The 25,816-nt window shown below is 65.7% G+C and carries 20 protein-coding genes, 1 tRNA gene and 3 pseudogenes; 9 read left to right on the forward strand and 15 right to left on the reverse strand.

Features of this window, described 5'->3' with window-relative positions:
• Positions 1 to 59 precede the first annotated feature (59 nt).
• Positions 60 to 926 carry a thiazole synthase gene (locus KF745_10775; GenBank protein ID MBX3358899.1) on the reverse strand — a complete coding sequence of 289 codons (867 nt, stop codon included), beginning with the start codon at positions 924 to 926 and terminating at the stop codon, positions 60 to 62.
• Between the two features lie 31 nt (positions 927 to 957).
• A complete protein-coding gene (thiS, locus tag KF745_10780) occupies positions 958 to 1,158 on the reverse strand; it encodes a sulfur carrier protein ThiS (GenBank protein ID MBX3358900.1) in 201 nt (66 codons plus the stop codon).
• 129 nt (positions 1,159 to 1,287) lie between these two features.
• On the opposite strand from thiS, the gene KF745_10785 reads away from it, so the two are divergent.
• A complete protein-coding gene (locus KF745_10785) occupies positions 1,288 to 2,562 on the forward strand; it encodes a hypothetical protein (GenBank protein ID MBX3358901.1) in 1,275 nt (424 codons plus the stop codon).
• A gap of 14 nt (positions 2,563 to 2,576) precedes the next feature.
• On the opposite strand, the gene KF745_10790 is transcribed toward KF745_10785, so the two are convergent.
• The gene (locus KF745_10790; GenBank protein ID MBX3358902.1) at positions 2,577 to 2,981 is read right to left on the reverse strand and encodes a hypothetical protein; all 405 of its coding nucleotides are present in this window, start codon (positions 2,979 to 2,981) and stop codon (positions 2,577 to 2,579) included.
• A gap of 185 nt (positions 2,982 to 3,166) precedes the next feature.
• Here KF745_10790 and KF745_10795 point away from each other — a divergent pair, with 185 nt between their 5' ends.
• From KF745_10795 to KF745_10805, 3 genes are all read left to right on the forward strand, one after another.
• A complete protein-coding gene (locus KF745_10795; protein MBX3358903.1) occupies positions 3,167 to 6,343 on the forward strand; it encodes a S8 family serine peptidase in 3,177 nt (1,058 codons plus the stop codon).
• 86 nt (positions 6,344 to 6,429) lie between these two features.
• Positions 6,430 to 6,858: a hypothetical protein gene (locus KF745_10800; GenBank protein ID MBX3358904.1), complete on the forward strand. Its 429-nt coding sequence runs from the start codon at positions 6,430 to 6,432 to the stop codon at positions 6,856 to 6,858.
• Between the two features lie 452 nt (positions 6,859 to 7,310).
• Positions 7,311 to 7,895 carry a thioredoxin family protein gene (locus KF745_10805; GenBank protein MBX3358905.1) on the forward strand — a complete coding sequence of 195 codons (585 nt, stop codon included), beginning with the start codon at positions 7,311 to 7,313 and terminating at the stop codon, positions 7,893 to 7,895.
• 136 nt (positions 7,896 to 8,031) lie between these two features.
• On the opposite strand, the pseudogene KF745_10810 reads toward KF745_10805, so the two are convergent.
• The 7 genes and pseudogenes from KF745_10810 to kdpF all read right to left on the reverse strand — a co-directional run bounded on the left by KF745_10810 (position 8,032) and on the right by kdpF (position 17,082).
• Positions 8,032 to 8,199: pseudogene (locus tag KF745_10810) on the reverse strand (transposase).
• Between the two features lie 711 nt (positions 8,200 to 8,910).
• Positions 8,911 to 9,654: a response regulator gene (locus tag KF745_10815; GenBank protein ID MBX3358906.1), complete on the reverse strand. Its 744-nt coding sequence runs from the start codon at positions 9,652 to 9,654 to the stop codon at positions 8,911 to 8,913.
• Positions 9,651 to 12,428 carry a sensor histidine kinase KdpD gene (locus KF745_10820; protein MBX3358907.1) on the reverse strand — a complete coding sequence of 926 codons (2,778 nt, stop codon included), beginning with the start codon at positions 12,426 to 12,428 and terminating at the stop codon, positions 9,651 to 9,653. The genes KF745_10815 and KF745_10820 overlap by 4 nt, the downstream gene beginning before the upstream one ends.
• 30 nt (positions 12,429 to 12,458) lie before the next feature.
• Complete coding sequence (gene kdpC / locus KF745_10825) at positions 12,459 to 13,079, reverse strand: potassium-transporting ATPase subunit KdpC (protein ID MBX3358908.1); 621 nt, start codon at positions 13,077 to 13,079, stop codon at positions 12,459 to 12,461.
• Complete coding sequence (gene kdpB / locus KF745_10830) at positions 13,076 to 15,163, reverse strand: potassium-transporting ATPase subunit KdpB (GenBank protein ID MBX3358909.1); 2,088 nt, start codon at positions 15,161 to 15,163, stop codon at positions 13,076 to 13,078. Before kdpB ends, kdpC begins: the two co-directional genes overlap by 4 nt.
• A 9-nt stretch (positions 15,164 to 15,172) precedes the next feature.
• Positions 15,173 to 16,993, reverse strand: a complete 1,821-nt coding sequence (kdpA, locus tag KF745_10835; protein ID MBX3358910.1) for a potassium-transporting ATPase subunit KdpA — start codon at positions 16,991 to 16,993, stop codon at positions 15,173 to 15,175.
• A complete protein-coding gene (gene kdpF / locus KF745_10840; protein MBX3358911.1) occupies positions 16,990 to 17,082 on the reverse strand; it encodes a K(+)-transporting ATPase subunit F in 93 nt (30 codons plus the stop codon). The genes kdpA and kdpF overlap by 4 nt, the downstream gene beginning before the upstream one ends.
• A 356-nt stretch (positions 17,083 to 17,438) precedes the next feature.
• Between kdpF and KF745_10845 the strand changes: the two genes are divergently transcribed.
• The 3 genes and pseudogenes from KF745_10845 (at position 17,439) to KF745_10855 (ending at position 19,738) form a co-directional block, all read left to right on the forward strand.
• Complete coding sequence (locus KF745_10845; protein MBX3358912.1) at positions 17,439 to 18,551, forward strand: hypothetical protein; 1,113 nt, start codon at positions 17,439 to 17,441, stop codon at positions 18,549 to 18,551.
• A gap of 5 nt (positions 18,552 to 18,556) precedes the next feature.
• Positions 18,557 to 19,024: pseudogene (locus KF745_10850) on the forward strand (site-specific integrase).
• A 195-nt stretch (positions 19,025 to 19,219) separates the two neighbouring features.
• Positions 19,220 to 19,738, forward strand: a pseudogene (locus KF745_10855) (site-specific integrase).
• Between the two features lie 272 nt (positions 19,739 to 20,010).
• On the opposite strand, the gene KF745_10860 reads toward KF745_10855, so the two are convergent.
• The 4 genes from KF745_10860 to KF745_10875 form a co-directional block, all read right to left on the reverse strand.
• Positions 20,011 to 20,085: transfer RNA gene (locus tag KF745_10860), tRNA-Met, on the reverse strand.
• Between the two features lie 65 nt (positions 20,086 to 20,150).
• Positions 20,151 to 20,450, reverse strand: coding sequence for a twin-arginine translocase TatA/TatE family subunit (locus tag KF745_10865; GenBank protein MBX3358913.1), 300 nt, complete (start codon positions 20,448 to 20,450; stop codon positions 20,151 to 20,153).
• A 117-nt stretch (positions 20,451 to 20,567) separates the two neighbouring features.
• Positions 20,568 to 21,158 carry a hypothetical protein gene (locus KF745_10870; GenBank protein MBX3358914.1) on the reverse strand — a complete coding sequence of 197 codons (591 nt, stop codon included), beginning with the start codon at positions 21,156 to 21,158 and terminating at the stop codon, positions 20,568 to 20,570.
• On the reverse strand, positions 21,158 to 22,096 hold the full coding sequence (locus KF745_10875) for a bifunctional 5,10-methylenetetrahydrofolate dehydrogenase/5,10-methenyltetrahydrofolate cyclohydrolase (GenBank protein MBX3358915.1): 939 nt from the start codon (positions 22,094 to 22,096) through the stop codon (positions 21,158 to 21,160). Before KF745_10875 ends, KF745_10870 begins: the two co-directional genes overlap by 1 nt.
• 69 nt (positions 22,097 to 22,165) lie before the next feature.
• On the opposite strand from KF745_10875, the gene ligA reads away from it, so the two are divergent.
• Complete coding sequence (ligA, locus tag KF745_10880; protein ID MBX3358916.1) at positions 22,166 to 24,403, forward strand: NAD-dependent DNA ligase LigA; 2,238 nt, start codon at positions 22,166 to 22,168, stop codon at positions 24,401 to 24,403.
• A gap of 50 nt (positions 24,404 to 24,453) precedes the next feature.
• Positions 24,454 to 25,020 (forward strand): SIS domain-containing protein, encoded by a 567-nt coding sequence (locus KF745_10885; GenBank protein MBX3358917.1) that lies wholly within the window; start codon positions 24,454 to 24,456, stop codon positions 25,018 to 25,020.
• Here the strand turns inward: KF745_10885 and KF745_10890 are convergent.
• Positions 25,017 to 25,724: an LON peptidase substrate-binding domain-containing protein gene (locus tag KF745_10890; protein MBX3358918.1), complete on the reverse strand. Its 708-nt coding sequence runs from the start codon at positions 25,722 to 25,724 to the stop codon at positions 25,017 to 25,019. The two genes, KF745_10885 and KF745_10890, sit on opposite strands and share 4 nt — an antisense overlap.
• Between the last annotated feature and the right edge of the window lie 92 nt (positions 25,725 to 25,816).

Below are 25,816 nucleotides of genomic sequence, written 5' to 3' on the forward strand. Positions count from 1 at the left end.
GTCATGACGCACGCTTCCTGTCGTTGATTGGCCCCACCACCGTCAGCATACCTCGAAACCTACTCACCGGGAATGTACGACACCACGCCTTCCCACGGCGACGACGCCGACGCGTACAACCTCTTGGGGATCCGCCCAGCCAGGTACGACTTCCTCCCGGCGATCGTCCCCAGTCGCATCGCCTCGGCCATCATCACCGGATCCTTCGCCGATGCGACCGCCGTGTTGAGCAGCACGCCGTCGGCCCCAAGTTCCATCGCCTGTGACACGTCGCTCGCGACCCCGACCCCCGCATCGACAATCACCGGGTACGCGGGATCCCCCTGCTTGAGCGCCTCCAGGCACAGCACGATGCTGTTGCGGTTCAGGATTCCCTGCCCCGAGCCGATCGGCGAGCCCGCCGGCATCACGCTCGTCGCCCCCGCGTCCCTCAGGCGAACGGCCACGATCGGATCGTCCGACGAATAGCACAGCACCTCGAACCCGTCCTTGACCAGCTCGCGGCACGCCTCCAGCGTTCCCACCGGATCGGGGAGCAGCGTCTTCTTGTCCCCCAGCACTTCCAGCTTGACCCAGGACGCCCCTGCATTCCCCAGTTGCTCCAGGATCTCGCGCCCCAGCCTCGCCACCCGCACCGCGTCCGACGCCGTGAAGCACCCCGCCGTGTTGGGCAGGATCGTGTACCGCGACGTGTCAATGGACTGGAGCAGGCTCTCCCCCTTGTCGTTGTACAGCCGCTCTCGCCGCACAGCCACCGTCACCACCTCGGAGCCCGACACCTCGAGGGCCCGCTGCATGGTGGAGAGGTCGGTGTACTTCCCCGTCCCGACGATCAACCGGCTCTTGAAGCGGCGACGTCCGAGAACCAGCCCGTCCTCCGGCCCCGCCGCCACGCCGTTGCTGCCAAGTGATGCCGCGCTCGTCATCGCGTGCCGCTCCTTCTGCCGCGCCCCTGTCTCACCCGCCGCCCACCAGCGTCACAACCTCGACGCGGTCCCCCTCACGAAGCGGCTCCAGCCCGTGCTTGGCCTTGGTCACCAGCCGCTGGTTCACCTCCACGGCGCACGGCTGGCGATCAAGCCCGAGTTCCTTGAGCAGCGACTCCACTGTTGCCCCCTCGGCCGCGTTCCGCTGCTCTCCATTGACCACGATCTTCATCTTGAAGTGTAGCGATCAGCCACCGGCCACCCCGTCTCCCGCACCAGCCCGCACCCGCGTCCCCCATGCCCCGGTACGATCTACATGGACGCCCTGCGTCGGCGGATCCATGACTCCCGAGAGGCAAGCATGAGGCCCATCCCTCGTCTACTGACCGCGCTTGCCCTTGCCCTGGTTCTCATCCCCTTCTGGGGTTGCAAACCACGGCACACCTACAGCCAGGCCACGCCCGACGATGTGGTCAAGTCCGCGGTCGAGATGGTCAAGAACAACGAGGCCAACCGCCTGAGCGATCTGGTCTTCGCCGAATCCGCGCACATGCGTGCCGTGCTCGATCGCCTCGGCGTTTTCCTGGGCCACCTCCAGCAACTCGCCGGCGCAATCCAGGAGCGATTCCCCGAAGAGGTCGCCCGCCGAAAGGCCGAGGCCCAGCTCGCCGCGAGCGACCCGAACTCCAAGGCCGGCGGGCTGCTGTCCCGTGTCCTTTCCGGCGGCTCCTCTCAGGGCGGCATCCAGGTTCAGCGTTCCGGCGGCGACCGCGGGCGCCGAGGCATCAACATCTCGGTCAACGCCGGTCCCGGCGGGATCAACGCCGCCGCCGGCCCCGCCGACCGCTCGCAGGGCGTCTCCGAGGACGAACTCAAGAACCTGGTCGCCGACCTCTTCGCCGACCCGTACTCCTGGATTGACCAGAACACACCCCGCCTCGCGACGATCAAGATCGCCGACGACCTCGCTACCGTCACGCTCGACAACGAGATCATCCTGCCGCCCGTCGGAATCCCCCTCAAGGAGGACGGCGGGCGCTGGTACGTCGCCCTCCCGACCCACCTCCCGCCCCTCTCGAAGTACATGCCCCGCACCAAGGCGGAGTGGGACATCATCGCGTCCACCATCCACGTCCTCGACAACACCGTGCTCGAACTCACCGACGATGTCCGCTCAGGCCGCCTTGCCAGCCTCAAATCGATCGCTGATGATGCCGGCCGGAAGACCCTCATGCCCATCATGTTCGCCGGCGCTTCGTACATGAAGGTCATGGACATCCGCGAGAAGCGAGAGTCGCTTGGAAAGCAGTTCTCCAAGCGCAAGGCCGACTGGCTCGACGCCCGCCGCGCCGAGTCCGGCGCCCGCGGCCACGACGACGCCATGCCCGACTTGCTCGCCGCCACCATCGACGACCTCGCACCCAAATCGCTCGACCGGCTCGCCACCCGCGACAAGCGCCCGAAGATCTCCGAGATGACCGACGCGTCCTTCGCCGAGTTTCTCGAGGGCCTGCTCGCCGAGGAGGGCCTCAAGGTCTCCCTCTCGCTCCCCCTTCAGGGTCCCAGGGTCGACGCCGCGATCGAAGCATGGGAACGCTCCCGGCCTCGCGGCACCGTTGCCAACGCCCGGAAGTAAGCCAATCCCCGCAACTACCGCCCGATGCTCGCCAGCACCTCGTCGAGGATGGCATAGCTCGCCCCCTCGTCCCCCCAGGGGCTGACGTACACCTCGACCACGGTGCCAGACTTGGTCACCCACGACTCGACCGTCGTCGTCTCATGCTCGGCGGACTTCGGGCCCCGTCCCTGGACGACCGCCCGATCCTCCGTGTGCGGGTCAATGAACACCGAGTACCCCCGCTTCCGCAGCGTCCGCTCGGCCGCCGCGGCAATCGTCTGCACCGAGACCTCCGGGCCCAGCTCCGTCTTCAGCCGGCCGAAGGAGTACCCCGCCGCGACGCCAGACCGCCCGGCGGACCCGGGCGATGAGCACGCGGCCAACACCAGGACTCCCCCCAGCTTGAAACCCATCAGGATTTGACGCGTACGGGTCATAACCGATCACTATCAGATCGGCTTGCCCCGGCCCGTGTGTTCACCAGCCACGCCCCCCGCAGGCCCGAATCTTTCCGGCTCCTGGGAACTCTCGGTCAATCGTGGTAGTCTGTAGCGTCCTCATGGACCGTCTCTGTGGCGGTCGGTTCGGTTCACAGTCCCTCGTGGGAAGGAGAGACCTGCACATGAAGCTCCTGGTTGCCGCATTCCTCGCGGCCGTTGTGACTACGTCGATTTCGCTCGCCGCAGCCACGAATACGGCAACACAGCCCACACCGATCCAGTTCCGAACTGGCCCGGCAGTCCTCTCCCCTCTGGCCGATGGACCCGGCCGCACCGCCCCGCTCGCGGCGATCGCCGGCAAAAACGGTGGGCACGCGGTCGTGCAGTTCTCGGGCCCGGTTTCGCTGGCCGACCGCGGCGTCATGGAGGCAGCCGGCCTCCGCCTGCAGAATCCCCTGGGCTCCAATGCCTTCTTTGCCTCCGTCTCCAAACCCGACATCAAGTCGTTGGACCAGGTGGCCTCGCTCATCGCAGTTTCCGCCATTCGCCCCGAGTGGAAGCTGCACCCCTTCCTCGCCGACATGGCCCCCCCCGCCTACACCGTCGTGGCCGGCAAGGACCAAGACGCTATCGTCGCCGTGAACGTCATGTTCCACGCCGACGACGCGATGGGCCTCACCGGCATCCGGATGCTCCAGAAGTACAAGGCGACAGTCATCGGCGAACTGCGCAGCCTCCCGGTAATGGTCGCCGAAATGCCCCTGGCCAATATCCTCGCACTCGCCGGCGAGGACTCGGTCATGTGGATTGAGTCCCCCTACCCGGCAATGTCCGTCACCTCCGTCGCCACGCACATCGGTGCCGTTACCGAAGCCTCCAAGGCTCTCGCGGCCGCCGCAGTGGCCAACGACTCCAACCGCGCCCGCGTCGGCGCCGACACACTGAACGGCCCCGCCTACTCGCTCGACGGCGCCGGCATCCGCCCGTTCGTCTACGACGCCGGCTCCGCCCGCCTCACCCACCAGACCTTTAGTTCTACCGGTGGCGGTGGGCAGCGCATTATCAGTGTTGATGGAGCCTCGGTCTCATCCCACTCGACCCACGTCGCGGGTACGGTCGCCGGCAACGGCGCTGGAGAAGGCGGCAACATCCACCGTGGAATGGCCCCGGCGGCCTTTATTCTCTCGGGCGCCCTGAACACCGGCGTTGGCACCGGCACGTATTTCCTCTACGACCGCGTCTGCGACCTCGAGGCCGACTACACCCTCGCCTTCGCCGCTCCGAACAGCGCTGATATCGCCAACAACTCCATCGGCACCAACACCGAGACCAACGGCTTCCCCTGCTCCCTCCAGGGCGACTACGGCGTCACCGACGCCCTCCTTGACTCCCTGGTCCGCGGCAGCCTCGGACGACCCATCCGCGTCGTCTGGGCCAACGGCAACGAGCGCCAGGGCAATCGCTGCGACGTCGAAGGCTTCGGCGATTACTTCTCCACCGCCCCGCCAGCGACCGCCAAGAACCACATCACCGTCGGCGCGCTCAACTCCAACAACGACTCCATGACCACCTTCTCCTCCTGGGGCCCCACCGACGACGGCCGCCTCAAGCCCGACATCTCCGCCCCCGGCTGCCAGTCCGACGGCGACAACACGGTCACCAGTTCAACGAGCGCCAGCGACACGTCCTACGGCGGGTCTTGCGGCACCTCGATGGCCTGCCCGACCGTGACCGGCGTGAGCACCCTCCTCCTCCAGCAGTTCCGCCGCACCTTCCCCGGTGCCGACGACCCGCGGAACTCCACGCTCAAGCTCTGGCTCACCCACACCGCCCTTGACCTGCTGACCCCCGGCCCCGACTACCAGACCGGCTACGGGTCCATGCGCGGCATCCCCGCTGCGGACTTCGTCATTTCCGGCGCCTACCTCGAGGCCCAGATCAACCAGGGCGAGACCTTCCAGCGGACCATCGAGGTCGCCGGCGGCCAGCCCCTGAAGATCAGCCTCGCGTGGGACGACGCGCCTGGCACCCCGAACACCACCGGTGCTTCGACCCTGGTGAACGACCTCGACCTCCGCCTCATCGCCCCGAACGATGCCGTCTTCTACCCCTGGACCCTCGATCCGGCCAACCCCAGCGCGGCCGCCGTTCGCACGACCCCGAACCGCAGGGACAACATCGAGCAGGTTCTCGTCGACAACCCGATGCCCGGCACCTGGCGGGTCGAGGTTATCGGTTTCAACGTCCCCCAGGGCGCCCAGCCGTTCTCTCTTGCCGGCGTCCCCGGTTCGTACAGCGGGCTCTCTCTGAGCCTTGTCACCCAGATCCCCACCCTCATACTCCCCGGATCTCCTCTGAGCGTGGATGTGGACGTCCTCGCGATCAACCAGTCGCTTGTTCCCGGCTCTGTGAAGGTGTATACCCGTACCAGCACGAGTGATCCCTTCACATCCGCGCCGATGTCGCTGGTCACCGGCAACCGTTACCGAGCCAATCTCACCGCACCCCTGTGCGGATCCATCCTGCAGGTGTACTTCGCCGCCGAGGGCGACGCCTCGGGCGCCATTACGCTCCCCAACACCGCCCCCGCAAGCCTCTTCGTCGCCAACGTCGGCGAGACCAACGTTGCCTTCGCCGACAACTTCGAGACCGATCAGGGCTGGACCGTCGCCAACACCCCGATCGCGGGCGGTACCTTCGCCGGCGCGTGGGAGCGAGGCGTTCCGATCACACCGGCCGCCACCGGAGCCCCCAGCGTCGACGGCGACGGTTCCGGTTCCTGCTACGTCACCGCGAACAACTCGGTCAGCCCCGACGTCGACTGGGGCTTCACCGCCCTCACGTCGCCGCAGATCAACGCCCCGAACGGGCCGCTCTCGGTCTCGTACAAGCGGTGGTTCCACCGCACCTCCAGCACCGCCGGCGGCGACGTTCTCCGCGTTGAGTACTCCCTGAACAACGGAGCCACCTGGACCGACATCGAGGTCTTTGGTTCCGCCTCAGGCACTATCACCGGGTCATGGATTTCCCAGGTTGCCACCATCCCCGTCGGCAGTTCTCAACTCCGCCTCCGTTTCACCGCGAACGACAACGCCACCAACTCCACCTCCGTTGAGGCCGCGGTGGATGCGGTCATGGTCACATCGATCGCCTGCACCAACCCGCAGACCTGCATCGCCGACTGGGATCACGACACCTTCATCACCCCCAGCGATGTCGCCGCGTTTATCAACCAGTGGTCGCTTGACCTGACCAACGGCACCCTCCTGGCCGACGTCGATCAGAGCGGCACCGTGGACCCCTCGGACATCGCGACCTTCATCCAAGCCTGGCTCGCGGCGGTTGCCAACGGCTGCTGACCCCGGCTCGGGATCATCCACTCGCCGTACTCTTCGGACGGGCCCCGCCACACTCCGTGCGGGGCCCGTCCCGAGGACGGCCTCCCATGCTGACCTTCAAAGCCGATGGCGGAACATTCTGGTGCAGCGCCGCCGACTGGCTGATGATGGTCCGGCTCGCCAAGAGCCGCGGCTGGAACCCCTCGGGTATACCCCAGCCCATCGAAGAGGATGGATCGCCCGACTATTCACCTGACGCCTGGAGCTACTCTAAGCCGGGACTGACGCTCAAAGTGCCCGATGAGGACGCCCGCGCCTTAGCCGACAGCCTTGAGTCCAGCCTCCCCGATCTTCCCCGGTTTGACGCGCTCGAGGACAAGTCCGTCAGCCGTCTGGACATGCCGGGCCAGCTCCCTGTCCGCATGATGCGCCCCGGCGCAACCGTCAGCCCCTTCGAGTACTTCAGCGGCATCAACCGCATCGCGCTCGAACGCTTCATTGCGCTCTGTCGGTCCGGCGGTCTGACCGTTCGGTAGCCGGCCCCCGCCCGGACTCTCAAAAGCCCGTGGTTTTCGGGCCTCGCGCAAAAAGGCCGTTTTTTCCGTGCAAACGGCCTGTGACGGCCTTGACACTCCCGCTGGAGTAGGTACATTGACAATGCCTCAACCGGTCGTTGAGCGCGGCCTCGTTATCCGACAACCCCGTGCCCCGAAAGGGGAGTAACACGGCAGGAGAGAGAGAGGCGGAGAGACGGTCGGAGAACAAGAGAGAGAGGTCCGCAGGAGAGAGAGAGACTCGGAGCGAGAGAGAGGCGAGAGAGGGCACCCAAATGTCCTCGAACCCCGGCTGCGAACTGACCGGTCGCAGCCGGGATTTTCTTTTTGCACCGCGCCATACGATCCTCGGCGCCTTGCACCAACACCCCCGCGGTGGCGTCCATTCGAACTCAGCCGACGCCGAGCCTCGACTCCCCTAAAGAGAGGATCTCATGGCACGCACTCCGTCCACCATGCTACCCCTTGGCACCCGCGCTCCGGCGTTCACCCTCCCCAATGCAGGGGAAGACGGGTCGCCGGTCAGCCTCAACGACTTCGCGGCCAAGCCTCTGCTGCTCGTCATGTTCATCTGCAACCACTGCCCCTTCGTCAAGCACCTCCGAACCGGCCTCGCCGCGTTCGCGCGAGACTACTCCCACAAGGGCCTCGCTATCGTCGCCATCAACTCCAACGACGCCGAGCGGTATCCGGATGACGCCCCCGCCGCCATGCGCACCGAAGCCGCCAACTTCGGCTACACCTTCCCCTACCTCTTCGACGAGTCGCAGGCCGTTGCCAAGGCGTACCACGCCGCCTGCACCCCCGACTTCTTCCTCTTCGATTCCTCCCGTTCCCTTGTCTACCGCGGCCAGTTCGATGAGAGCCGACCGGGCAACGATATCCCGGTCACCGGCCGCGACCTGCGTGCCGCCGTCGATGCGCTCCTCGCGGGCAACCCGGCGCCAACGGAGCAGCGCCCGAGTATCGGCTGCAACATCAAGTGGAAGGTGGGGAATGAGCCTGTGTACGCCAGATAGCGTTCAGCCCAGGAGAAGAAGAGACTCGGACCACGGATGAAGTCGAAGGGGCTGAGGTCGCGATAGCGACGTGGCGACCTAGAGGGCGTGATGCACTTGCGTTCAAGAGATGGGCGAGCATGAGGCAGGCTAACACCACGAGGTGGAGCCCGGCCAGGATCGTGGGCAGGCGTTCGTAGTCCTTGGTCAGCCGGCGGAATCATGCCGCCCGTGCGAAGCTGCGCTCCACGACCCAACGCCTGGGCAGCAGCACGAAGCCGCGTTTGGCCTCCGGCAGCTTCACCACGCTCGGCTCGATGCCGTGCCGAGGCGTTGTTGAGGAACTCCAACTGTCCGAGCGTATCTCCTTTGTCGCGCTCGAGCCAACTCTGGTCACTCGATGGGAGTGACGTCCGTCGCGGGTCGGCGAGGCATTGTGCAGCGGGACGAACCAGCGGCCAATCCTCCTGCTACCGACCCCCCGCAGCCAGGTCGTGTTTGCGATGTTGACGCACTGGCAGAAGTCCGGGAGTCTCGGACTGATTCCCGTTGGGAGGACCGAGCTCATCACGCATTATGGGGTGGTGTTGCCCACCGGCGAGATCGTGTTCATCAAGGTGACCAAGATACTGCTGTCGATCATTCGCATGCACGAACCCCGTACTGCTGCATGGATGCGTGAGCAGGTAGAAATGGGTAGCGCGTACGCACAATCGGCAAACGGGATGTAGAACTTCCTGAATCTGCACGCGTTGGCGAGACTCGATCAACGCGGGGTGATCGGGCCGAAGCCGCCGTTGACCGGAGCGATGTCCACGGTCATCGCGCAGCCAATTGGGCGCGGCATGGCTTTGGATTCGGGCGAGGGCGACTCCGACGCTGACGGTTTTCGGTATTCGTGATCAACAATCCGACGATCGTGGGTCCGAGCCGATGCGTCCTGAATGCGTCGCGAAATCGGGTCGACGTGCGGTTGGTGGTGGGACTACCGGACAACTGGTCCGGCGTCAGAATGCGTCCTGACCGCACCGACAGCTCAGCGTGCAACGGCGTCGTTCGGTGGGGTCAGCCGATACCCGATCCCGGGCTCCGTGAGCACGAACTGGGGCTGGGCGGCGCTGGCCTCGAGCTTCTGGCGGAGTTGGCCGGCGTAGACGCGGAGGTACTGGACATCGCGTGCGTGCGTTGGGCCCCAGACTTCCTTCAGGATCTGTTGATGCGTCAGAACCTTGCCGGCGTGCTTGATGAGGAACGCCAGCAGCTTGAACTCGGTCGGAGTGAGACGAATCGGTCGAACCCCGTTCTCGTCCGCCACCCTGACCACGCGAGTGTCGACGTTGACGTGGAGCGTCCGCCCGTCCGCGGTGGCTTCGTACACGGGGGTCGCCGAGCCCGCGGGGCGTGATGCGTGCCGAAGGGCGACGCGGATGCGTGCGGCGAGTTCGCTCACGCCGAAGGGCTTTGTGAGATAGTCGTCGGCGCCGGCATCGAGTGCGGCGACTTTGTCAGGTTCTTGGCCGCGGGCGGAAAGAACGACAATCGGCACCGCCGAATCCGATCGGATGGACCTGGTGACGTCGATCCCATCTCCGTCAGGAAGCCCCAGGTCCAACAGGATGAGATCCGGTCGTTGGCTGCGGGCCTGCATCAGCCCCTCGTCGGCTGTTCCGGCTTCCTTGACGCGGTATCCCTGGCTTTCCAGGGTGGCGCGGAGGAACCGTCGGATGGGCTCCTCATCTTCAACCACCAGGATCAGTGGGCCATTGGAGGGCATCGTCACGTGACAGCCTCCGACACCTCTGCAGGAACAACCGGCTGCGGTCGGTCGATCGGCAGAGAGAAGTAGAACGCGACACCTCGCGGCGAGTTCGGCTCTGCCCAGATGCGCCCACCGTGAGCCTTGATGATTCCCTCGCAGATGGTCAGGCCAAGACCGATGCCGCTCCGGCTGCCGGTTGGCTGCGCGGCCCGGCCCCGGTAGAAGCGATGAAAGACCTTGGCACGCTCATCGTCGGTAAGCCCGGGGCCTTGATCGGCGACCTTGACGATGACGTTGGACTCCGTGGCCCACGCCGCAACCTCGACCGGCGTTCCGTCCGGGGTGTAGCGGAGGGCATTGTCGACCAGGTTGTGCACGACCTGGGGGAGAATCGCATTGTCGACACGGACCAGCGGCAGATCGGGGGAAACACGAACCCCGAAAGGTCGTACCCGCAGCGCATCCCTGTGCCGGGCAAGCCCGGACCCGACCAGTTCCTCGACGGTTGCCCACTCTCGGCGGAGTTCGACGCCGCCGGCCTCAAGGCGAGTCGCGAACATCAGGTTGGCGATGAGATCGTTGAGTCTGTCGGCCTCCTGAATGATGCTGTCGATCAGCTCCGTTCGAGTCGGCTCATCGAGGTCGCGACCCGACTGCAGAACGGTAGCAGCGCCGGCGATTGTGGCCAGGGGCGTCCTCAGGTCGTGCGACACCGAGCTGAGCAGGGCGCCGCGGAGACGCTCCGCTTCTGCTTCGATCCGCGCGGCCTGCTGGCCCTCGATGAGCGACACCCGCTCGAGTGCAAGGCTGATCTGGTTGACGAATGTGTCCAGCAGCAGTTGCTGCGGAGTCGACGAGAACGCATCCGCCTCACGGGGGCGCAACGCGAGCACTCCAATCTTGCCTAGCGAGGACGTGAGCGGCTGGAACCGCCCGGTGGAGCCCGGAAGCGACTGAGTCCCGATTCCCGCCGCCTTGCCGTGGTCGAAGGCCCACCGGGCCACACCGCGCTCTCTCCCTCCCGCATCTTCGATCCAGTCCGGCGAGCCCGCGCTGGCCACGACTTCCATCGCAGCAGGATGATCGACGGGGCCCGGGAGGAGCAGAGCCGCGTCGCAGCCGAAGGAGTCATGGACATGACGAGCGGAAACGGTCGCGACCTCGCGGCGGTCCCTTGCGGCGGCCAACTCCCTGGACATCGCGTAGAGCAGCGACGTCCGCCGCTCGCGCAGCCTCGCGGCCTCGGCGAGGCTGCCGAGCCGAGACGTCAGGCTGGCAATCAGCAGTCCCACCCCCGTCATGACCACGAACGTCAGCACGTACTGCACATCGGAGACCGCGAACGTCAGCCGCGGTGGGACGAAGAAGTAGTCGAACGCAGCAACACCGAGAATAGCGGCGAGCACGGCTGGTCCACGGCCGGCCCAGACCGCCGTGACAACGACTCCGGCCAGGTAGAGCATGGCGATGTTGGACAGGTCGAGCCGCTTGAGAACCACAAGCCCCAGCAGCGTGCACAGTCCCATGACACCCGAGGCGAGCAGGTAGCGCCAGGCGCCGTGGCGGTGATTCGGAAGGCGGCTGAGGCCAGCGATCGCCGACAGAACCGGATCGCCGACAGAAGGGGCTGCATCGGAATCCCCTCGGATGACATAGATGTCGATATCGCCGCTGAGTCGGACGAGGTTGCTCATGAATGACCCGAGCAGGGCTTCGCGAAGGCGTGAACGGCCCGTCTTGCCGACGACGATCTTGCTCACGTTGCGTGCTCGCGCGAACGCCACGAGTTCGGCAGCGGCATTCGTCCCGCTCAGGGTTGAGGTCCCGGCTCCGAGGCTTTCTGCCAGACGAAGCGTCTGCATGACCCGGTCCCGATCCGCCTGCCCAATCGACGCTGTCCGCGGCGTCTCGACGTAGACCGCCAGCAGGTCGGCGTGCAGTCCGGCGGCCATGCGTTTGGCGGCCCGAACGATCTTGCCCGAGGCCGGGCTCGGGCTGACGGCAACCAGGATGCGCTCGGCCGCGGGCCAGATTGTGCGGATGCCCTGGCCGGCCTTGTACTCCCGCATCTGGCGATCGACCCACTGCGCGGTGCGTCGAAGGGCCAGTTCTCGCAAGGCGATCAGGTTGCCCAGACGGAAAAAGGACTCGCTGGCTGCCTGGATGCTCTCGGGGACGTAGACACGTCCTGTCTTGAGGCGCTCCAGCAGCACCTCCGGCGGGAGGTCCACGAGTTCGATTTCGTCGGCCTCATCCGCTACCGAGTCCGGTACGGTCTCGCGGACCTGCACTCCGGTGATCTGGGCGACCACGTCGTTCAGGCTTTCGATGTGCTGAACGTTCAGCGTCGTGTAGACGTTGATCCCGGCTTGGAGGAGCTCCTCAACGTCCTGCCACCGCTTCTCGAACCGAGAGCCCGGGGCGTTCGTGTGCGCGAGTTCGTCGAGGACGATGAACTCCGGCTTCCGCGTGAGCGCCGCATCGAGGTCGAACTCGCGGAGCGTCACAGGGACCGCCTGCCTGTCGGGCCCGCGGTACTGTGCCTCGCGGCGGGGCAGGATGTCCAGGCCGAGCAGCATCTGCTCGGTCTCAGTGCGGCCGTGTGTCTCAACGAGCCCGATGACGATGTCCACCCCCTCTCGCCCCAGTCGCTGCACCGCCGCGAGCATCGAGTAGGTCTTGCCGACGCCCGGCGCCGACCCGAAGAAGATCTTCAACTTTCCGCGTCCGCGGCGAGCCTCCTCCCGCTCGGCGCGAGTGAGAAGATCGGCAGGATCGGGACGGCGATCGGGCATGCAGCGGTATCGTATGAGAAGACCAGATCGTTACCGGTCGGTCGCCTCGAGTGCCAGATTGATTTCAAGCACGTTGACGGTCGGCTCGCCGAGCACCCAGAGCTGCCTCGCGTGCGTGTGCGCCCGGAGCAACTCCCGGACCCGATCGTCCGTCATACCCCTGGCCCTTGCAACGCGCGGCAGTTGATACTCAGCCGCTGCGATAGAAATGTGCGGATCGAGTCCGCTGGCGGATGAGGTAACGAGATCCACGGGTACCGGCTGATCACGGGGACGCAGATACCCGACAGCCGCGTCCGCGGCCTTGAGTGCTTCGATTCGGTTCCTGGCATTGTCCGTCAGGGCAGGGTTGAGCGGGCCGAGGTTCGATCCCGATGAGCCCGTCGACTTGTCCGGGTTGAACGCCGCATATGGCACGGGCGAAGTGGCTGACAGACGACCCCAGAAGTACTTGGCGCCACCCTCGCCGCTGAACTCCTGCCCGATGAGCGATGATCCGGCGGGCTTGCCGTCCACAAGCAGGACTGAACCATTTGCCTGAGAGGGGAACAGCAGCTGTGCGATCCCAGTCACCGCGGCGGGGTAAGCGATCCCGGTCAGGAGGGTGAGGAGAACGAAGAGAACCAGCGCAGGGCGAAGCAGAGAAGTCACGAAGACACTCCTTGGACAAGCAGGCTGAGCAGCAGGTCAAGCACTTTGATCCCGATGAACGGCACGACCAGGCCACCCAGGCCGTAAATAAGCAGGTTGTTGCGGAGCAGGACGGAGGCCTCGACCGGCTTGTACGTGACGCCGCGAAGGGCAAGCGGGATAAGCGCGATGATGATCAGAGCGTTGAAGATGACAGCCGACACGATCGCCGTTGACGGGTTGAGTCGCATGATGTTGAGGGCGTCGAGCTGCGGATAGGTGGAGGCGAACGCCACCGGGATGATCGCGAAGTACTTCGCCACGTCGTTGGCGATCGAGAAGGTCGTGAGCGAACCGCGGGTCATCAGGAGCTGCTTGCCGATCTGCACGACCTCGATGAGCTTGGTGGGGTTGGAATCCAGGTCGACCATGTTCCCAGCTTCCTTTGCGGCCTGCGTGCCGGTGTTCATGGCCACGGCCACATCGGCCTGGGCCAGGGCCGGGGCGTCGTTCGTTCCGTCGCCGGTCATGGCGACCAGCCGTCCACCTTGCTGGTGCTTGCGGATCAGCTCGAGCTTGTTCTCCGGCGTTGCCTGGGCCAGGAAGTCGTCCACACCGGCTTCAGCAGCAATAGCCGCGGCCGTGATTGGGTTGTCGCCGGTAATCATCACGGTCTTGATGCCCATGCGGCGCATCTCGGCGAATCGCTCGGCGATGCCGCCCTTGACGATGTCTTTGAGCTCGACGACTCCGTATGTGCGGCCCTTGCCGTCAGCGACCACAAGCGGTGTTGAGCCGCGCTTGGCGACCTCTTCGACGACACGCCTGGCTTCCTCGCTCGGGTGTGCGCCCATGCGGGTGACGTAACCGTCGATCGCGTCGGCCGCTCCTTTTCGCAGTTCGCGGCCCTGCGGGCCGTTAAGAGATACACCGCTCATCCGGGTCTGTGCCGAGAATGGGGTGAACGTTGCCCCGAGCTCATAGATGTTCCGCTCACGCAGGCCGTGCCTCTTCGCGAGCACGACGATGCTTCGCCCCTCCGGCGTCTCGTCGGCGAGGGATGCGAGCTGCGCCGCGTCCGCCAGTTCCTCGACCGTCGTCCCGTCCACCGGGATGAACTGGGTGGCCTGGCGATTGCCGAGCGTGATCGTTCCAGTCTTATCCAGGAGCAGGACATCGACATCACCGGCCGCCTCTACCGCCCGGCCGCTGGTGGCGATGACATTCGCCTGAACAAGGCGGTCCATGCCGGCGATCCGAATAGCCGAGAGGAGTCCGCCGATCGTCGTTGGAATCAGGCATACCAAGAGCGCCACCAACACGGTCATGGTCACCGGGACTCCCGTGCCCGCGGCCTTGACGGCGTAGATCGAGTAGGGCAAGAGCGTAACGCACGCGAGTAAGAAGATGATCGTGAGCTTGGCAAGCAGGATGTCCAGCGCGATCTCGTTCGGAGTCTTCTGGCGCTTGGCGCCCTCGATGAGGGAGATCATGCGGTCCAGGAATGTCTCGCCTGGATTGGCTGCGATTCGAACCATGATCCAGTCGGAAAGCACCGTCGTGCCGCCGGTGACCGCCGAGCGGTCACCACCCGCCTCACGAATGACGGGCGCGGACTCGCCAGTGATCGCCGATTCGTTGACCGACGCGATCCCCTCGATGATCTCTCCATCGCCGGGTATGACCTGCCCCGCCTCGACCAGCACGATGTCCCCCTTGCGGAGCGTGCCGCTGGGCACCTCCGTGGCCGCCGCGGACCGCGACGGACCGGCGAGCTTGCGGGCTATCACGTCCCGTCGGGTCTTGCGGAGACTGGCCGCCTGCGCTTTGCCCCGACCCTCCGCCATCGCTTCGGCAAAGTTGGCGAACAGCACCGTAAACCAGAGCCAGAGCGATACCCACCCGATGAACGCCGCGCGGGCCTCACCCTCTGCGACGATCGCGTGAACCCACTGCACGGTCGTCAGCATGCTGACCACGAAGACGACGAACATCACCGGGTTGCGGACCTGCTCACGCGGGCTCAGCTTGCGGAGCGAATCAAGAACCGCGCCCTTGATGATCGTCGGGTCGAAGATCGAACGGGTTGCAGGAGTGGTGGACATGGGCACTGGTCAACCTCCCGAGGCGGTGGCCAACTGGAGCTGCTCGACGATCGGGCCGAGCGCCAGCGCGGGGACAAACGTCAATGCTCCGACGATGATGATGACCGCGATGAGCCATCCGACGAACACCGGGGTATGCGTCGGCAACGTGCCCGCGGTTACGGGCACAGGCTTCTTGGCCGCGAGAGATCCGGCGGTCGCCAGGACCACGACGATGATCCAGTAGCGGCTGAAGAACATGCACAGGCCGAGGGCGGTGTTGTTGAACGGGTTGTTGGCTCCGTAGCCCGCGAACGCCGAGCCGTTGTTGTTCGAGGCCGAGGAGAATGCGTAGAGGATCTCGCTGAAGCCGTGCGCCGCGGGATTTGAAGCGTTCGCAGCGTTCGAGGGCCAGAGGACTCCAATACTCGCACCGAGGAGCACCAAGGCATTGGGCACAAGCACCGCGATCGCGGCCATCTTCATTTCGTACGGCTCGATCTTCTTGCCCAGGTACTCGGGTGTTCGGCCGACCATGAGCCCCGCGACGAAGACCGCGACGATCACGAACATCAGCATCCCGTAGAGGCCCGAGCCCACGCCACCGAAGATGACCTCCCCGAGCTGCATCAGCCACATGGGCACCAACCCGCCCAGCGGCGTGTACGAATCGTGCATCGAGTTGACAGAGCCGTTCGAGGCCGCGGTGGTCGCAGTGGCCCAAAGCGCCGAGTTGGCGATGCCGAATCGGGCTTCCTTGCCCTCCATGTTGCCGCCGGGCTGGAGGGCGGAGGCCGTCTGATCGACTCCGAGAGTACCCAAGCGAGGACTACCGGCCTGCTCGGACCAGTAACACGCCGCTAGAAGCACGACAAAGATCGCGCCCATCGCAGCGAGCACGGCCCAGCCTTGCCGGCGATCACCGATCATGTCTCCGAAGGTCCAGCAGAGAGCACCAGCGATGAGCAGGATCGAGAGCACTTGGAGGAAGTTGGAGAGCGGCGTCGGGTTCTCGAATGGATGCGCCGAGTTGACGTTGAAGAACCCGCCGCCGTTGGTGCCCAGTTGTTTGATCGCGATCTGCGACGCCGCGGGACCGAGAGGGAGCAACTGCTCCTTGACCTCAATGAGCCTGGTGGTCTGCTTGCCGTCGGGGCCGTTGACCGGGCTGCCGACATCGTCCTTCACCGGGTCGTCGTAGCTCAGCGGCTGTGTGAGCGACACCGACTGACACGGCTTGAATGTCTGCACGACCCCTTGGCTGACGAGCGCGGTCGCCAGGATCAGTGACAGCGGGAGCAGGATGTAGAGGACGCTCCGCGTCAGGTCCACCCAGAAGTTGCCGATCGTGGCCGCGCCCCCGCCGCGACGAGCCAGCCCTCGGATCAGCGCCACGAGCGCCGCCATCCCCGTCGCGGCCGAGAGGAAGTTCTGGACCCCAAGCCCGAGCATCTGGGTGAGGTACGACATCGTGGTCTCGCCGCTGTATCCCTGCCAGTTGGTGTTGGTAGCGAACGAGATGGCGGTGTTGAACGACGAATCGGGCGTTACGGCGCCGACTTTCTGGGGGTTGAGCGGGAGACCGCCCTGGAGCCTTTGTAGTCCATAGACGGCAAGGAACCCCAGCGCGTTGATGGCCAGCAGGGCAAGCGTGTACGTTTTCCATCCCATCTCCGCGTCGGGTCGGATGCCGGCCGTCCGGTAGAAGAGTCGCTCGACTGGACTGAGCACCCGGTCCAGCCCGCACGGCTTGCCCTGATAGATGCACGCCATGTACCAGCCCAGGGGCTTGACCAAGGCAATCAGGACGACCAAGTACAGGACGAGTTGAAACACTGCGCTGCCAGTCATTGAAACCACTCCGGCTTGAGCAGGGCGCAGACCAGATAGACGAGCAATGCGAAGGCGACAATCGCCCCGAGCACGTAGATCCAGGTCATGGCTTCTCTCCATGTTCCCGCGGCATCAGCCGGTCGCAGAGGCCAACGAGTGACACGGTTGCCGCGACCAGTGCTAGGAAGAGGAGGATGTACACGAGGTCGTTCATGGCTGACTCCCGCGGATCATGATCGGGGGAGTATCGAGGCAAGGTGCGGCGGCGTCGATCAGCGCGGCATCAAAACTGGCCCGGTGCGCATAAAGGGCGCATAAGGGCAGCCACCGTTGGTGACCTCGCTTATGCCTCGCTTGCGCTGGGGCATGCTGTCTTGATGCCGCGCTGAGCGACAGTGGATGCTCGTCCGGCCACACTCCATCCATCGCTGAGGACATGCACCCCTCGCGCTGGAGCCCGGCCATGAACAGCACATCGATCGCCATCGTGTCCGTTGCACTCGTCGCTGCCGGAGTTCTCGCAGAACTGAATCTGCTCCGAGTGTTCCTGCGAGAATGGCAGGAGAACCAGCGACAAAGATCGAAGCGACTGAGCTCCGAGAGCCGGGGCGAGGCGATATTGCGGGACGGGCCGAGCATGGAGCGCCGCCTCGTCGCAGCATTTGCGATTGCCCCAAGCATCGGCGCCAGCGTCGCGCACGCCCAGGGTCCCGCGAGCCAACCCCCACAGGCTGCCACGAACTCGACGGTGACGACGTCGACCGAGTCGCCTAAAGCGGAGCCCGCAGGTGACCCGAGTCAGGACGACAAGAGCCCTTTGAGCCTGCAGCTCAACCTCGACGTCACAAACGCGTACTTCTTCCACGGCATACGCCAGCAGGATCATGGATTGATCGTCCAGCCCGCTGCCAGGTTGAACTTCAATCTTCTGGAGGAGGGCGACCTCAAGGTGGATGCGCTGGTCGGCACGTGGAACAGCTTCGGGCCCAACGGGGGCTCGCAAACGAGTGATCTGGTTCAATACTGGTACGAGGCCGATCTGCTCGCGGGCGTCGTGATCACCCAGGACAAGCTCAGCCTGACTACGACCTACACGTTCCTGACCAGCCCGAGCGATGCCTACCAGACGGTCCAGGAACTGGACTTCATGCTTGCCTTTGACGATAGCGCTCTGTTCGGCAAGCTCGCGATCCATCCCTATGCGCTGCTTGGAATCGAGACCAATGCCGGCGGCTCAGACGGCGATGGCACTGAACCTGGAACGTACCTGGAACTCGGCATCGCCCCGGGGCTTTCGTTCGATGCCGGGCGGACGCCGGTCGCCATCACGTTCCCAACCTCGATCGGGCTGAGCCTCCACAACTACTACGAGAACGCAGCAGGCGATGACGACACCTTCGGGTTCGTGCAAGTGGGGGCCAAGGCGTCGATACCACTCCCCGTTGCTGATCGATGGGGCAAGTGGACGCTCAACGCCGGGATTTCCGCTCTGTTCCTCGGGGACACGACCTCCAGCTTCAACGGTGGCGATGACACCCAACTCATCGGGACCATCGGAGCGCAGGTCAACTTCTAGGTAGTATGGGCATTCAGGGGTCCGGCGAGGAGTGCAGCGAGCCAGGCGAAGCCGAGGAAGTTGTCGGGCTTCTTGTCGTAGCGTGTGGCGAGCGGTCCACGGGCACCGCCGAGCAGAAAACCGCCGAGCGGATCGCCCGCAAGTGGGAGGATGAATCCCGCCAGCGGGCCGAAGGGTTGATCGACGTGCACGCGATGGCACGGGCCGAACAGGCCGCACGGCCGATCGCCGATCACCTGGACGAGTTTCTGGACTACCTGCGCGACAAGGGCACCAGCGACGACACGATCAACGCCCTGGAGTCACGGGTGAAGGCGATCATCGCCGAGAGCGCGGCCGAGCGGCTAGACGGGCTGACCCTCGCCGCGGTGCAGGGTGCCGTCGCCCGGCTAAAGGACGCCAAGGGGCTGAGCGCCAAGACCGCGAGCCACTACGTCGTGGCGGTCAAGGGCTTCTCCCGGTGGCTGTTCGCCAACCAGCGCACGTCGGCCGACGTCCTTGCAGGCCTGCGCGGGTTCAACGCCGAGGCCGACCGCCGCCGGGTGCGTCGCAACTTCACCGCCGACGAACTCGCCCAGCTGATCGCCGCCGCGGAATCGTCCGATTGGGTGACAGTCCAGCGGCCGGAACGGGACGCGAAGAAGCAACTCCGGCTCGTGCCGGTGCGCATGCACTACCCCGAACGGGGCTGGGCTTACCGGATCGCCGCTCAGACCGGGTTCCGCGCGTCCGAAGTCGCCAGCCTCACACCCGAAAGTTTCGACCTGGACAGCGACACGCCGGCGATCCGCTGCCGGGCCTCGTACACGAAGAACCGCCGGGAAGCCATCCAGCCGATCCCAGGTGCGTTCGCCGACCAACTCCGGCCGTGGTTGAAGGGCAAGCCCGAGGGGCGGCCGGTGTGCCCCCTGCCGAGTGGGAAGGCCGCACTGCTGCTCCGGGCCGACCTGGGCACCGCCCGCGCCGCGTGGCTGGCTGAGGCCGCTACGGCCGCCGAGAGGGCCGAGCGTGAGAAGAACGACTTCCTGCTGGCGACCGACGCCGAGGGGCGCGTGGCCGACTTCCACTGCCTGCGCGTGCACTTCATCTCGGCCGTTGTGCAGACCGGCGCAAACTTGAAGCAGGCGATGGATCTCGCTCGGCATACCGACCCCAGGTTGACCATGAAGGTCTACGCGAGGGTGGCCCTGGCGGACCTTGGGGCGATCGTCAACGGTTTGCCCGATGTGGGCGGGAGCCGTTCTCGCGCCCCGCGCGCCCTCGCCACCGGAACTCTCGGGCGCACCCCGGTTTCTGGACCTACGCAAAAACCTACGCAAACTCGGCACCGTTCCGTGCCATTCGGTGCCGCTCCGTGCCGCGAGGATGCTTCGGATAGGAGTGGGCCCGACGCGCGTAACTCACACCGGGATGACCCTTTAGGCCACTCCGTGCCACTCAGTGCCGCGTCAGGTAAAAGTGCCGAGGGGCGGACTCGAACCGCCGACCTCCGGGTTATGAATCCAGCGCTCTAAACCAGCTGAGCTACCTCGGCATTTGCGGCAATACTAGCCGGCCTTGACCGGTCCGGATCGGTCGCGGCGGGCATTGGGAGGCGAGTCAGTCGACGTTGTCGGAACGGCTGACACGGGCCTTCTCCGGGGCTTCTACGCCCGACTCGGATGGGGAGTTGCCGGACTGGTTCGGGAGCGACGGGTGCGTGCGCGCTGCGGGGCGGCTCGCCTGGTCCTCGATGTCGTCCTGCACGCCCTTGAGGCCCCGCTTGAACTCGACCAGGGACTGGCCGATGCTCCTCCCCACCTCCGGGAGCCTCCGGCCGAAGAGCAGCAGCGCGATCCCGAAGATCACCAGCCATTCCATCCCTTGCGGCATCCCAAGGGCGAGCACGTTCAGCGTCATGGGTCATCTCGCAGGCGGTCGGCGGCCATCGAGCGCATCGTGCGGCGGGAAGGACGCCGGGAACACTCAATACTAGGAGGCCCGGGGTCTCGACACGGGCATGCCGTGGAGCCGCGGCTACGCCCGCATCAGCCCGTGGATCCCCGTGGCAACGCTCGCGGCGGCCAGCTCGTTGCCCGCCGGGCTCAGGGTGACGCCATCCTCGGCAAAGCAGTCGGCTTCGGCCCTGGCGAGGTCGTGGTGGAGCGAGGCCGAGGCGACGTTGAGCTGGGCGAGGAGGGTGGTGGCGACGTGATTGAACTGAACGATGGTCCGGTTGGCCTGGGAGGCGGCGCTGCCAAAACGGCGATCGTCGACCGGGGGCGTGGGAACGAACAGCGTCTGGCGGCCGCAGTGGCGACGGACCAGTTCGGCGATGCGAAGGACGGTCGATTCGTACAAGGAGAAGGACGGCCATGGGGGGCCGTCATCGTCGTCTTTGGACCGAGCCAGGTCCTCGGCCGCGATCGGCGGGCAGGCGAAGACGCCCAGATCGGGGTCGAACTGGACCAGCCATTCGGGGATGGTGTCGGCCATGGCTGCCGCGCTACCGCAGGACTGCGCGGGCCCCACGAGGGTCAGGCGGTCCTCCAGCAGGATCTCGGTGAGGCAGGGCTGGTACGCAAGCCGGTGCGAGTCGCCCAGGATCAACACGGTGCGGAGGGGCATCAGCGGACGCCCCAGACGCGTTCCGCTGCCTCGACGACGTTGAGCAGGAGCATCGCGACGGTCATCGGCCCGACCCCACCCGGCACGGGGCTGACCCACCCGGCGACCTGCTTTACTTCCTCAAAGGCGACGTCACCGACGGTGCGCATCTTGCCGTCAGGGCCTGGGACGCGGCTGACGCCGACGTCGACGACGATGGCCCTGGGCTTGACCATACCGGCGGTGATCAGACCGGGGACGCCCGCGGCGGCCACAAGGATGTCTGCCGCGTTGGCAAGCTCCTTGATCCGGGGGGACCACTTGTTGCAGGAGACGACCGTGGCCTCCCGGCGCATGAGCATGACGGCGATGGGCTTGCCGACGACATCACCGGCGCCGATGCACACGGCGACCTTACCACGGAGCGCCCCCCCCACCCCCTCTCCTGCACTCGTTGCCCCAATGGCTCCGGACGAGGCTCCGGCCTCCGGCTGAGCGGTGGCCGCATCGATCATTCGAACGGTGGCAAGGGCGGTGCAGGGAGCGAGCGAGGAGCGGCCGTAGACGATGTTGCCGATATTGGCCGGGTTGACGCCTTCGACGTCCTTCTCAGGGGCGATCAGCCGCTGGATCGAGTAGGGATCGATGCCATCGGGGAGGGGGACGTGGACCATGATCGCGGTCGCCTCGTCCTGGGTGTTGAGCAGCAGGACGCGGCCGGCGATGTCGTCGAAGCCGGCGCCGTCGGGCAGGGCGTGGAGCTTGTATTCGATACCCAGTTCAGCGCAGGTGCGTCCCTGGTTGCTGGCGTAGACGTGCGACGCGCTGTCGACTGAACCGACGAGGACGGCGTCGAGGCGGACACGACCGCCGCGGGCCCGGACCTGGTCGACACGCGCGGCGATCTGCCTGCGGTAGGACTCGGCCAGGGCCTTGCCGTCGATGATGCGTGCGGTCATACGGACATGATAACGGCGGCGGCAGAACGGGGCTGGCGGGCGATTCACGATGCTCGATACGATGCCGCCGTGAGCACACCCAGCGCCAAGCAACGCGTGCAGGAACTGCGGGATCTTCTCGACCGGGCCAACCGGGCGTATTTCGTCGATGCGTCTCCGCTGATGTCGGACGCCGAGTTCGACCGGCTTCTGGCGGAGCTTGCGGGACTGGAGCGGCAGCACCCGACACTGGATGATCCGGACTCGCCCACGCACCGCGTGGGCGGCGAGCCGATCGACGGATTCAAGGCGGTGGCGCACACGGTGCCGATGCTGTCGATCGATAATACCTACGAGCTCGGTCATGCGGAGAACCGCGGTTTGCTGGATTGGCACGACCGCATCGTGCGGGACCTGCGCGGCGGCGGCCTGTTCAGCGATGAGTCGCCGGTATTCGTTGCCGATGCGAAGATCGATGGGATCGCGATGTCCCTGAGGTATGAGCGAGGCCGGCTCGTGAGGGCGGTGACGCGGGGTGACGGAGTGAAGGGGGATGATGTGATCGCGAACGTGCGCACCATCCGCGCCGTGCCGCTGGTATTGAAGGGAAAGAAGATCCCCGACGTGCTGGAGCTTCGGGGCGAGGTGTACTTTCCGCTCAAGGAGTTCCAGCGGGTCAACGCCGAACGGGAGAACGAAGGAGAGGACCCGTTCCTGAATCCGAGGAACGCGGCGGCGGGAACGCTGAAACAACTCGACCCGCGAGTGACGGCGTCGCGGCGGCTCGGCTTTGTCGCGCACGGCCGGGGCCAGATCAGCGAAGCGAACTTCGCCGCGACACACAGCGAGATGCTTGACCGTCTGAAGGAGCTTGGGGTGGCGGTCAACCCACCGCTCGCCGTGACAGGGGATATCGCGGAGATCGCCGAGGCGATCAGGGCGTTTGATGTGGCGCGGACCAAGCGGCCGTATGCCACGGACGGGGTGGTCGTGCGATTGGACTCGTTCGCGCAACAGCAGAAGCTTGGTGTGACCGGGAAGTCGCCGCGGGCGTTTATCGCGTACAAGTACCCGGCGGAGCGGACAACGACGACGCTTCTGCGGGTTGACCCGCAGGTTGGCAAGTCGGGGAAGATCACGCCGCGGGCGGTAATGGAGCCGGTGTTGCTCGCCGGAACGGTGGTGCAACACGCGACTTTGCACAACTACGGCCGGGTACGCGACGCCTCGACCGATCCAAACGACCCCGCAGCGTCACGGACGGACATCCGGATCGGCGACACGGTGTACATCGAGAAGGCTGGGGAGATCATCCCGTATGTCGCCGGGGTGGTGATCGCAAAGAGGCCGAAGAACGCGAAGAAGATTGCAGCGCCGGAGGCCTGTCCCGAGTGCGATGGCCCGGTAGAAGTCGAACCACCGGAGGCGGTGGACGACCCGGCCAAGGAGACGACGCGCCGGTGCGTGAATCCCGAGTGTCCGGCGCAGGTTCGTGAGAAGCTGATCTGGTTCGCGGGGCGGAAGCAGATGGATATCGAGGGGTTGGGCGAAAAGACCGTCGACCTGATCCGCGCGACCGCTGAAGCGGAGGATGCCGCGGGGCGGATTCCGCTGGAGACGTTTGCCGACATCTTTCGGCTCAAGGAGCACCGGGCCGCGCTCGTGGAGCTTGACCGCATGGGCGAACGAAAGGTCGACAACCTGCTCGCCTCGATCGAGGAGGCCAAATCACGCGGACTCGCCAAGGTGCTTGCGGGAATGGGGATCCGTCATGTTGGTGATTCGACGTCGAAGGCTCTAGCACGCCAGTTTGCCGATCTCGATGCCCTGCTCGCAGCCGAGGAGTGGCAGCTCAGACCCAAGCACGCGGCTCAGCGCAAGGCCGACCGCGAGAAGTATGGGCTGGGCGATCCGAAGGATCAGCCTGAGACCGGACTTGGGGCGGAGACAGCCCCGGTTGTCCATGCGTACCTGCACAGCAAGGCTGCCCGGCACACCTTCGAGGAGCTGCGGCTGGCCGGGGTTGATCTCGCATCGCGCGAGTACGCCAGAGCGCCCGCGGGCGGAACGGGCGTATCCACACCGTTTTCGGGAAAGACGGTTGTCATTACAGGGACGCTGGAGGGGTTTGAAAGGGAGGCCCTGAAGGAGATCCTTGAATCGCTCGGGGCCAAGGTATCGGGATCGGTGTCGAGCAAAACGGACGTGCTGATCGCCGGCGAGAAGGCCGGGAGCAAGCTGGAGCGGGCGACGGAGTTGGGTGTGGCGGTGTGGGACGAAGAGAGGCTGATGGCGGCGCTCAAGGAGGCGCGCGGGGAACGGGGCTGAGGCCCTCGTGCTGCCGGGAAGTCGGCGGACGAGACCAGTAGACTGCGGGCATGGACGAGACTGTTTCCAAGTCGTTGGCAGCGGCACGCGGGGCGCTCGATGCGTTGGTGGCGGATGCAGACCTGGTCGGGCGGATAGCCGGCGCCGGGACTCTGATCGCGGAGCGGTTGGGCAAGGGCGCCAAGGTCATGATCTGCGGGAACGGAGGATCGGCGTGCGACGCAGCGCACTTTGCGGAGGAGATGACGGGGCGATTCAGGAAGGAGAGGCCCCCGCTGCCGGCGATCGCCTGCACCGATGCGGGGCACATTACCTGCACGGCCAACGATTATGGGTTCGAGGAGGTCTTTTCGCGGTGGGTGGAGGCCCTGGGCCAGCAGGGCGACGTGCTGATCGTGCTCAGCACCAGCGGGAACTCGGAGAACATCGTCCGTGCGGCTCGCGTTGGGCGTGCGAAGGAGATGATCGTCATTGGCCTGCTTGGTCGCGGTGGCGGAGAGGCGGCGGCGGTCTGTGATCATCCCCTGGACGTGCCCGGGGAGACGAGCGACCGGATCCAGGAACTGCACATGCTGATCCTGCACGCCTGGGTGGAGGTCGCTGAAGCAGCGCTCTAGTTCCAACAGCACCCCTTGGGTAGCTCGGCCAGCCTCTGGGGGCCTGCCCGGGTGAGCAGCAGGCGAACCGATTCCAACTCCGTCAGGACCAGTGCTGCCCGTCGGCGAGCATCGGCTTGCTCGAGGAGCCGGTAGCGAAGCCCGGGCTCGGTCAGCAACACGAAGGAAAGCAGGTCCAGCAGGGCCGTCGTGGGCACCTGCTCGTCGCGGAGGTGGTGGGCAAACGCCGCGGCATCACGGAGATCCGTCATGGGCGCTGTGGAGAGCATGTCGCCAAGCTGGTGCCGCACGGCGGTCAGGACTTCCTCGTCCGCAGTCTCAAGACCAACCGGTTCGAGCATCGCTTGCCGATAGGGCCGCCCGTCCTCTGACGGGATCTCCTCCTTGATGACCGCGCGACAGATCCCCTGCATCGCCACCGCGTACCGACCATCGGGGAACCGGTGATGATCGATGATCTGGCCGACGCACACGGCCGGCCTGAAAGGAGCCGTATCGGGCGGGTCGGACCGCGGCCAGTCACCATCAACAACCGCCATGCCGATCTGGCCTTGGCCGTCGAGGGCATCGCTGACCAACTGGCGGTATCGGTCCTCGGTGACTTCGACGGGGAGCACACCGTGCGGAAGCAACCGGGCGGTGCCCTGCGGCAACAGGGGTATTGGTCGGCTGAAGTTCACGCTGACAGTGGTCTCTTCGGACATGCCACTATGGTAACAAGCCGCCCCAGAAACGAGAAGACTCCGCGAGCTCCTCTGGGATGCCATGCCGATCACACGGCCGAATCCTCCGCCTC

It is taken from the genome of Phycisphaeraceae bacterium (assembly GCA_019636655.1).
GTDB lineage: Bacteria > Planctomycetota > Phycisphaerae > Phycisphaerales > UBA1924 > JAHBXB01.

Bases quoted from the DNA above. Each gene is read 5' to 3' on its own strand.
- KF745_10775 (MBX3358899.1), bottom strand. From the start codon at position 926: ATGACGAGCGCGGCATCACTTGGCAGCAACGGCGTGGCGGCGGGGCCG.
- thiS (MBX3358900.1), bottom strand. From the start codon at position 1,158: ATGAAGATCGTGGTCAATGGAGAGCAGCGGAACGCGGCCGAGGGGGCA.
- KF745_10785 (MBX3358901.1), top strand. From the start codon at position 1,288: ATGAGGCCCATCCCTCGTCTACTGACCGCGCTTGCCCTTGCCCTGGTT.
- KF745_10790 (MBX3358902.1), bottom strand. From the start codon at position 2,981: ATGACCCGTACGCGTCAAATCCTGATGGGTTTCAAGCTGGGGGGAGTC.
- KF745_10795 (MBX3358903.1), top strand. From the start codon at position 3,167: ATGAAGCTCCTGGTTGCCGCATTCCTCGCGGCCGTTGTGACTACGTCG.
- KF745_10800 (MBX3358904.1), top strand. From the start codon at position 6,430: ATGCTGACCTTCAAAGCCGATGGCGGAACATTCTGGTGCAGCGCCGCC.
- KF745_10805 (MBX3358905.1), top strand. From the start codon at position 7,311: ATGGCACGCACTCCGTCCACCATGCTACCCCTTGGCACCCGCGCTCCG.
- KF745_10820 (MBX3358907.1), bottom strand. From the start codon at position 12,428: ATGCCCGATCGCCGTCCCGATCCTGCCGATCTTCTCACTCGCGCCGAG.
- kdpB (MBX3358909.1), bottom strand. From the start codon at position 15,163: ATGTCCACCACTCCTGCAACCCGTTCGATCTTCGACCCGACGATCATC.
- kdpA (MBX3358910.1), bottom strand. From the start codon at position 16,993: ATGACTGGCAGCGCAGTGTTTCAACTCGTCCTGTACTTGGTCGTCCTG.
- kdpF (MBX3358911.1), bottom strand. From the start codon at position 17,082: ATGACCTGGATCTACGTGCTCGGGGCGATTGTCGCCTTCGCATTGCTC.
- KF745_10845 (MBX3358912.1), top strand. From the start codon at position 17,439: ATGAACAGCACATCGATCGCCATCGTGTCCGTTGCACTCGTCGCTGCC.
- KF745_10865 (MBX3358913.1), bottom strand. From the start codon at position 20,450: ATGACGCTGAACGTGCTCGCCCTTGGGATGCCGCAAGGGATGGAATGG.
- KF745_10870 (MBX3358914.1), bottom strand. From the start codon at position 21,158: ATGCCCCTCCGCACCGTGTTGATCCTGGGCGACTCGCACCGGCTTGCG.
- KF745_10875 (MBX3358915.1), bottom strand. From the start codon at position 22,096: ATGACCGCACGCATCATCGACGGCAAGGCCCTGGCCGAGTCCTACCGC.
- KF745_10885 (MBX3358917.1), top strand. From the start codon at position 24,454: ATGGACGAGACTGTTTCCAAGTCGTTGGCAGCGGCACGCGGGGCGCTC.
- KF745_10890 (MBX3358918.1), bottom strand. From the start codon at position 25,724: ATGTCCGAAGAGACCACTGTCAGCGTGAACTTCAGCCGACCAATACCC.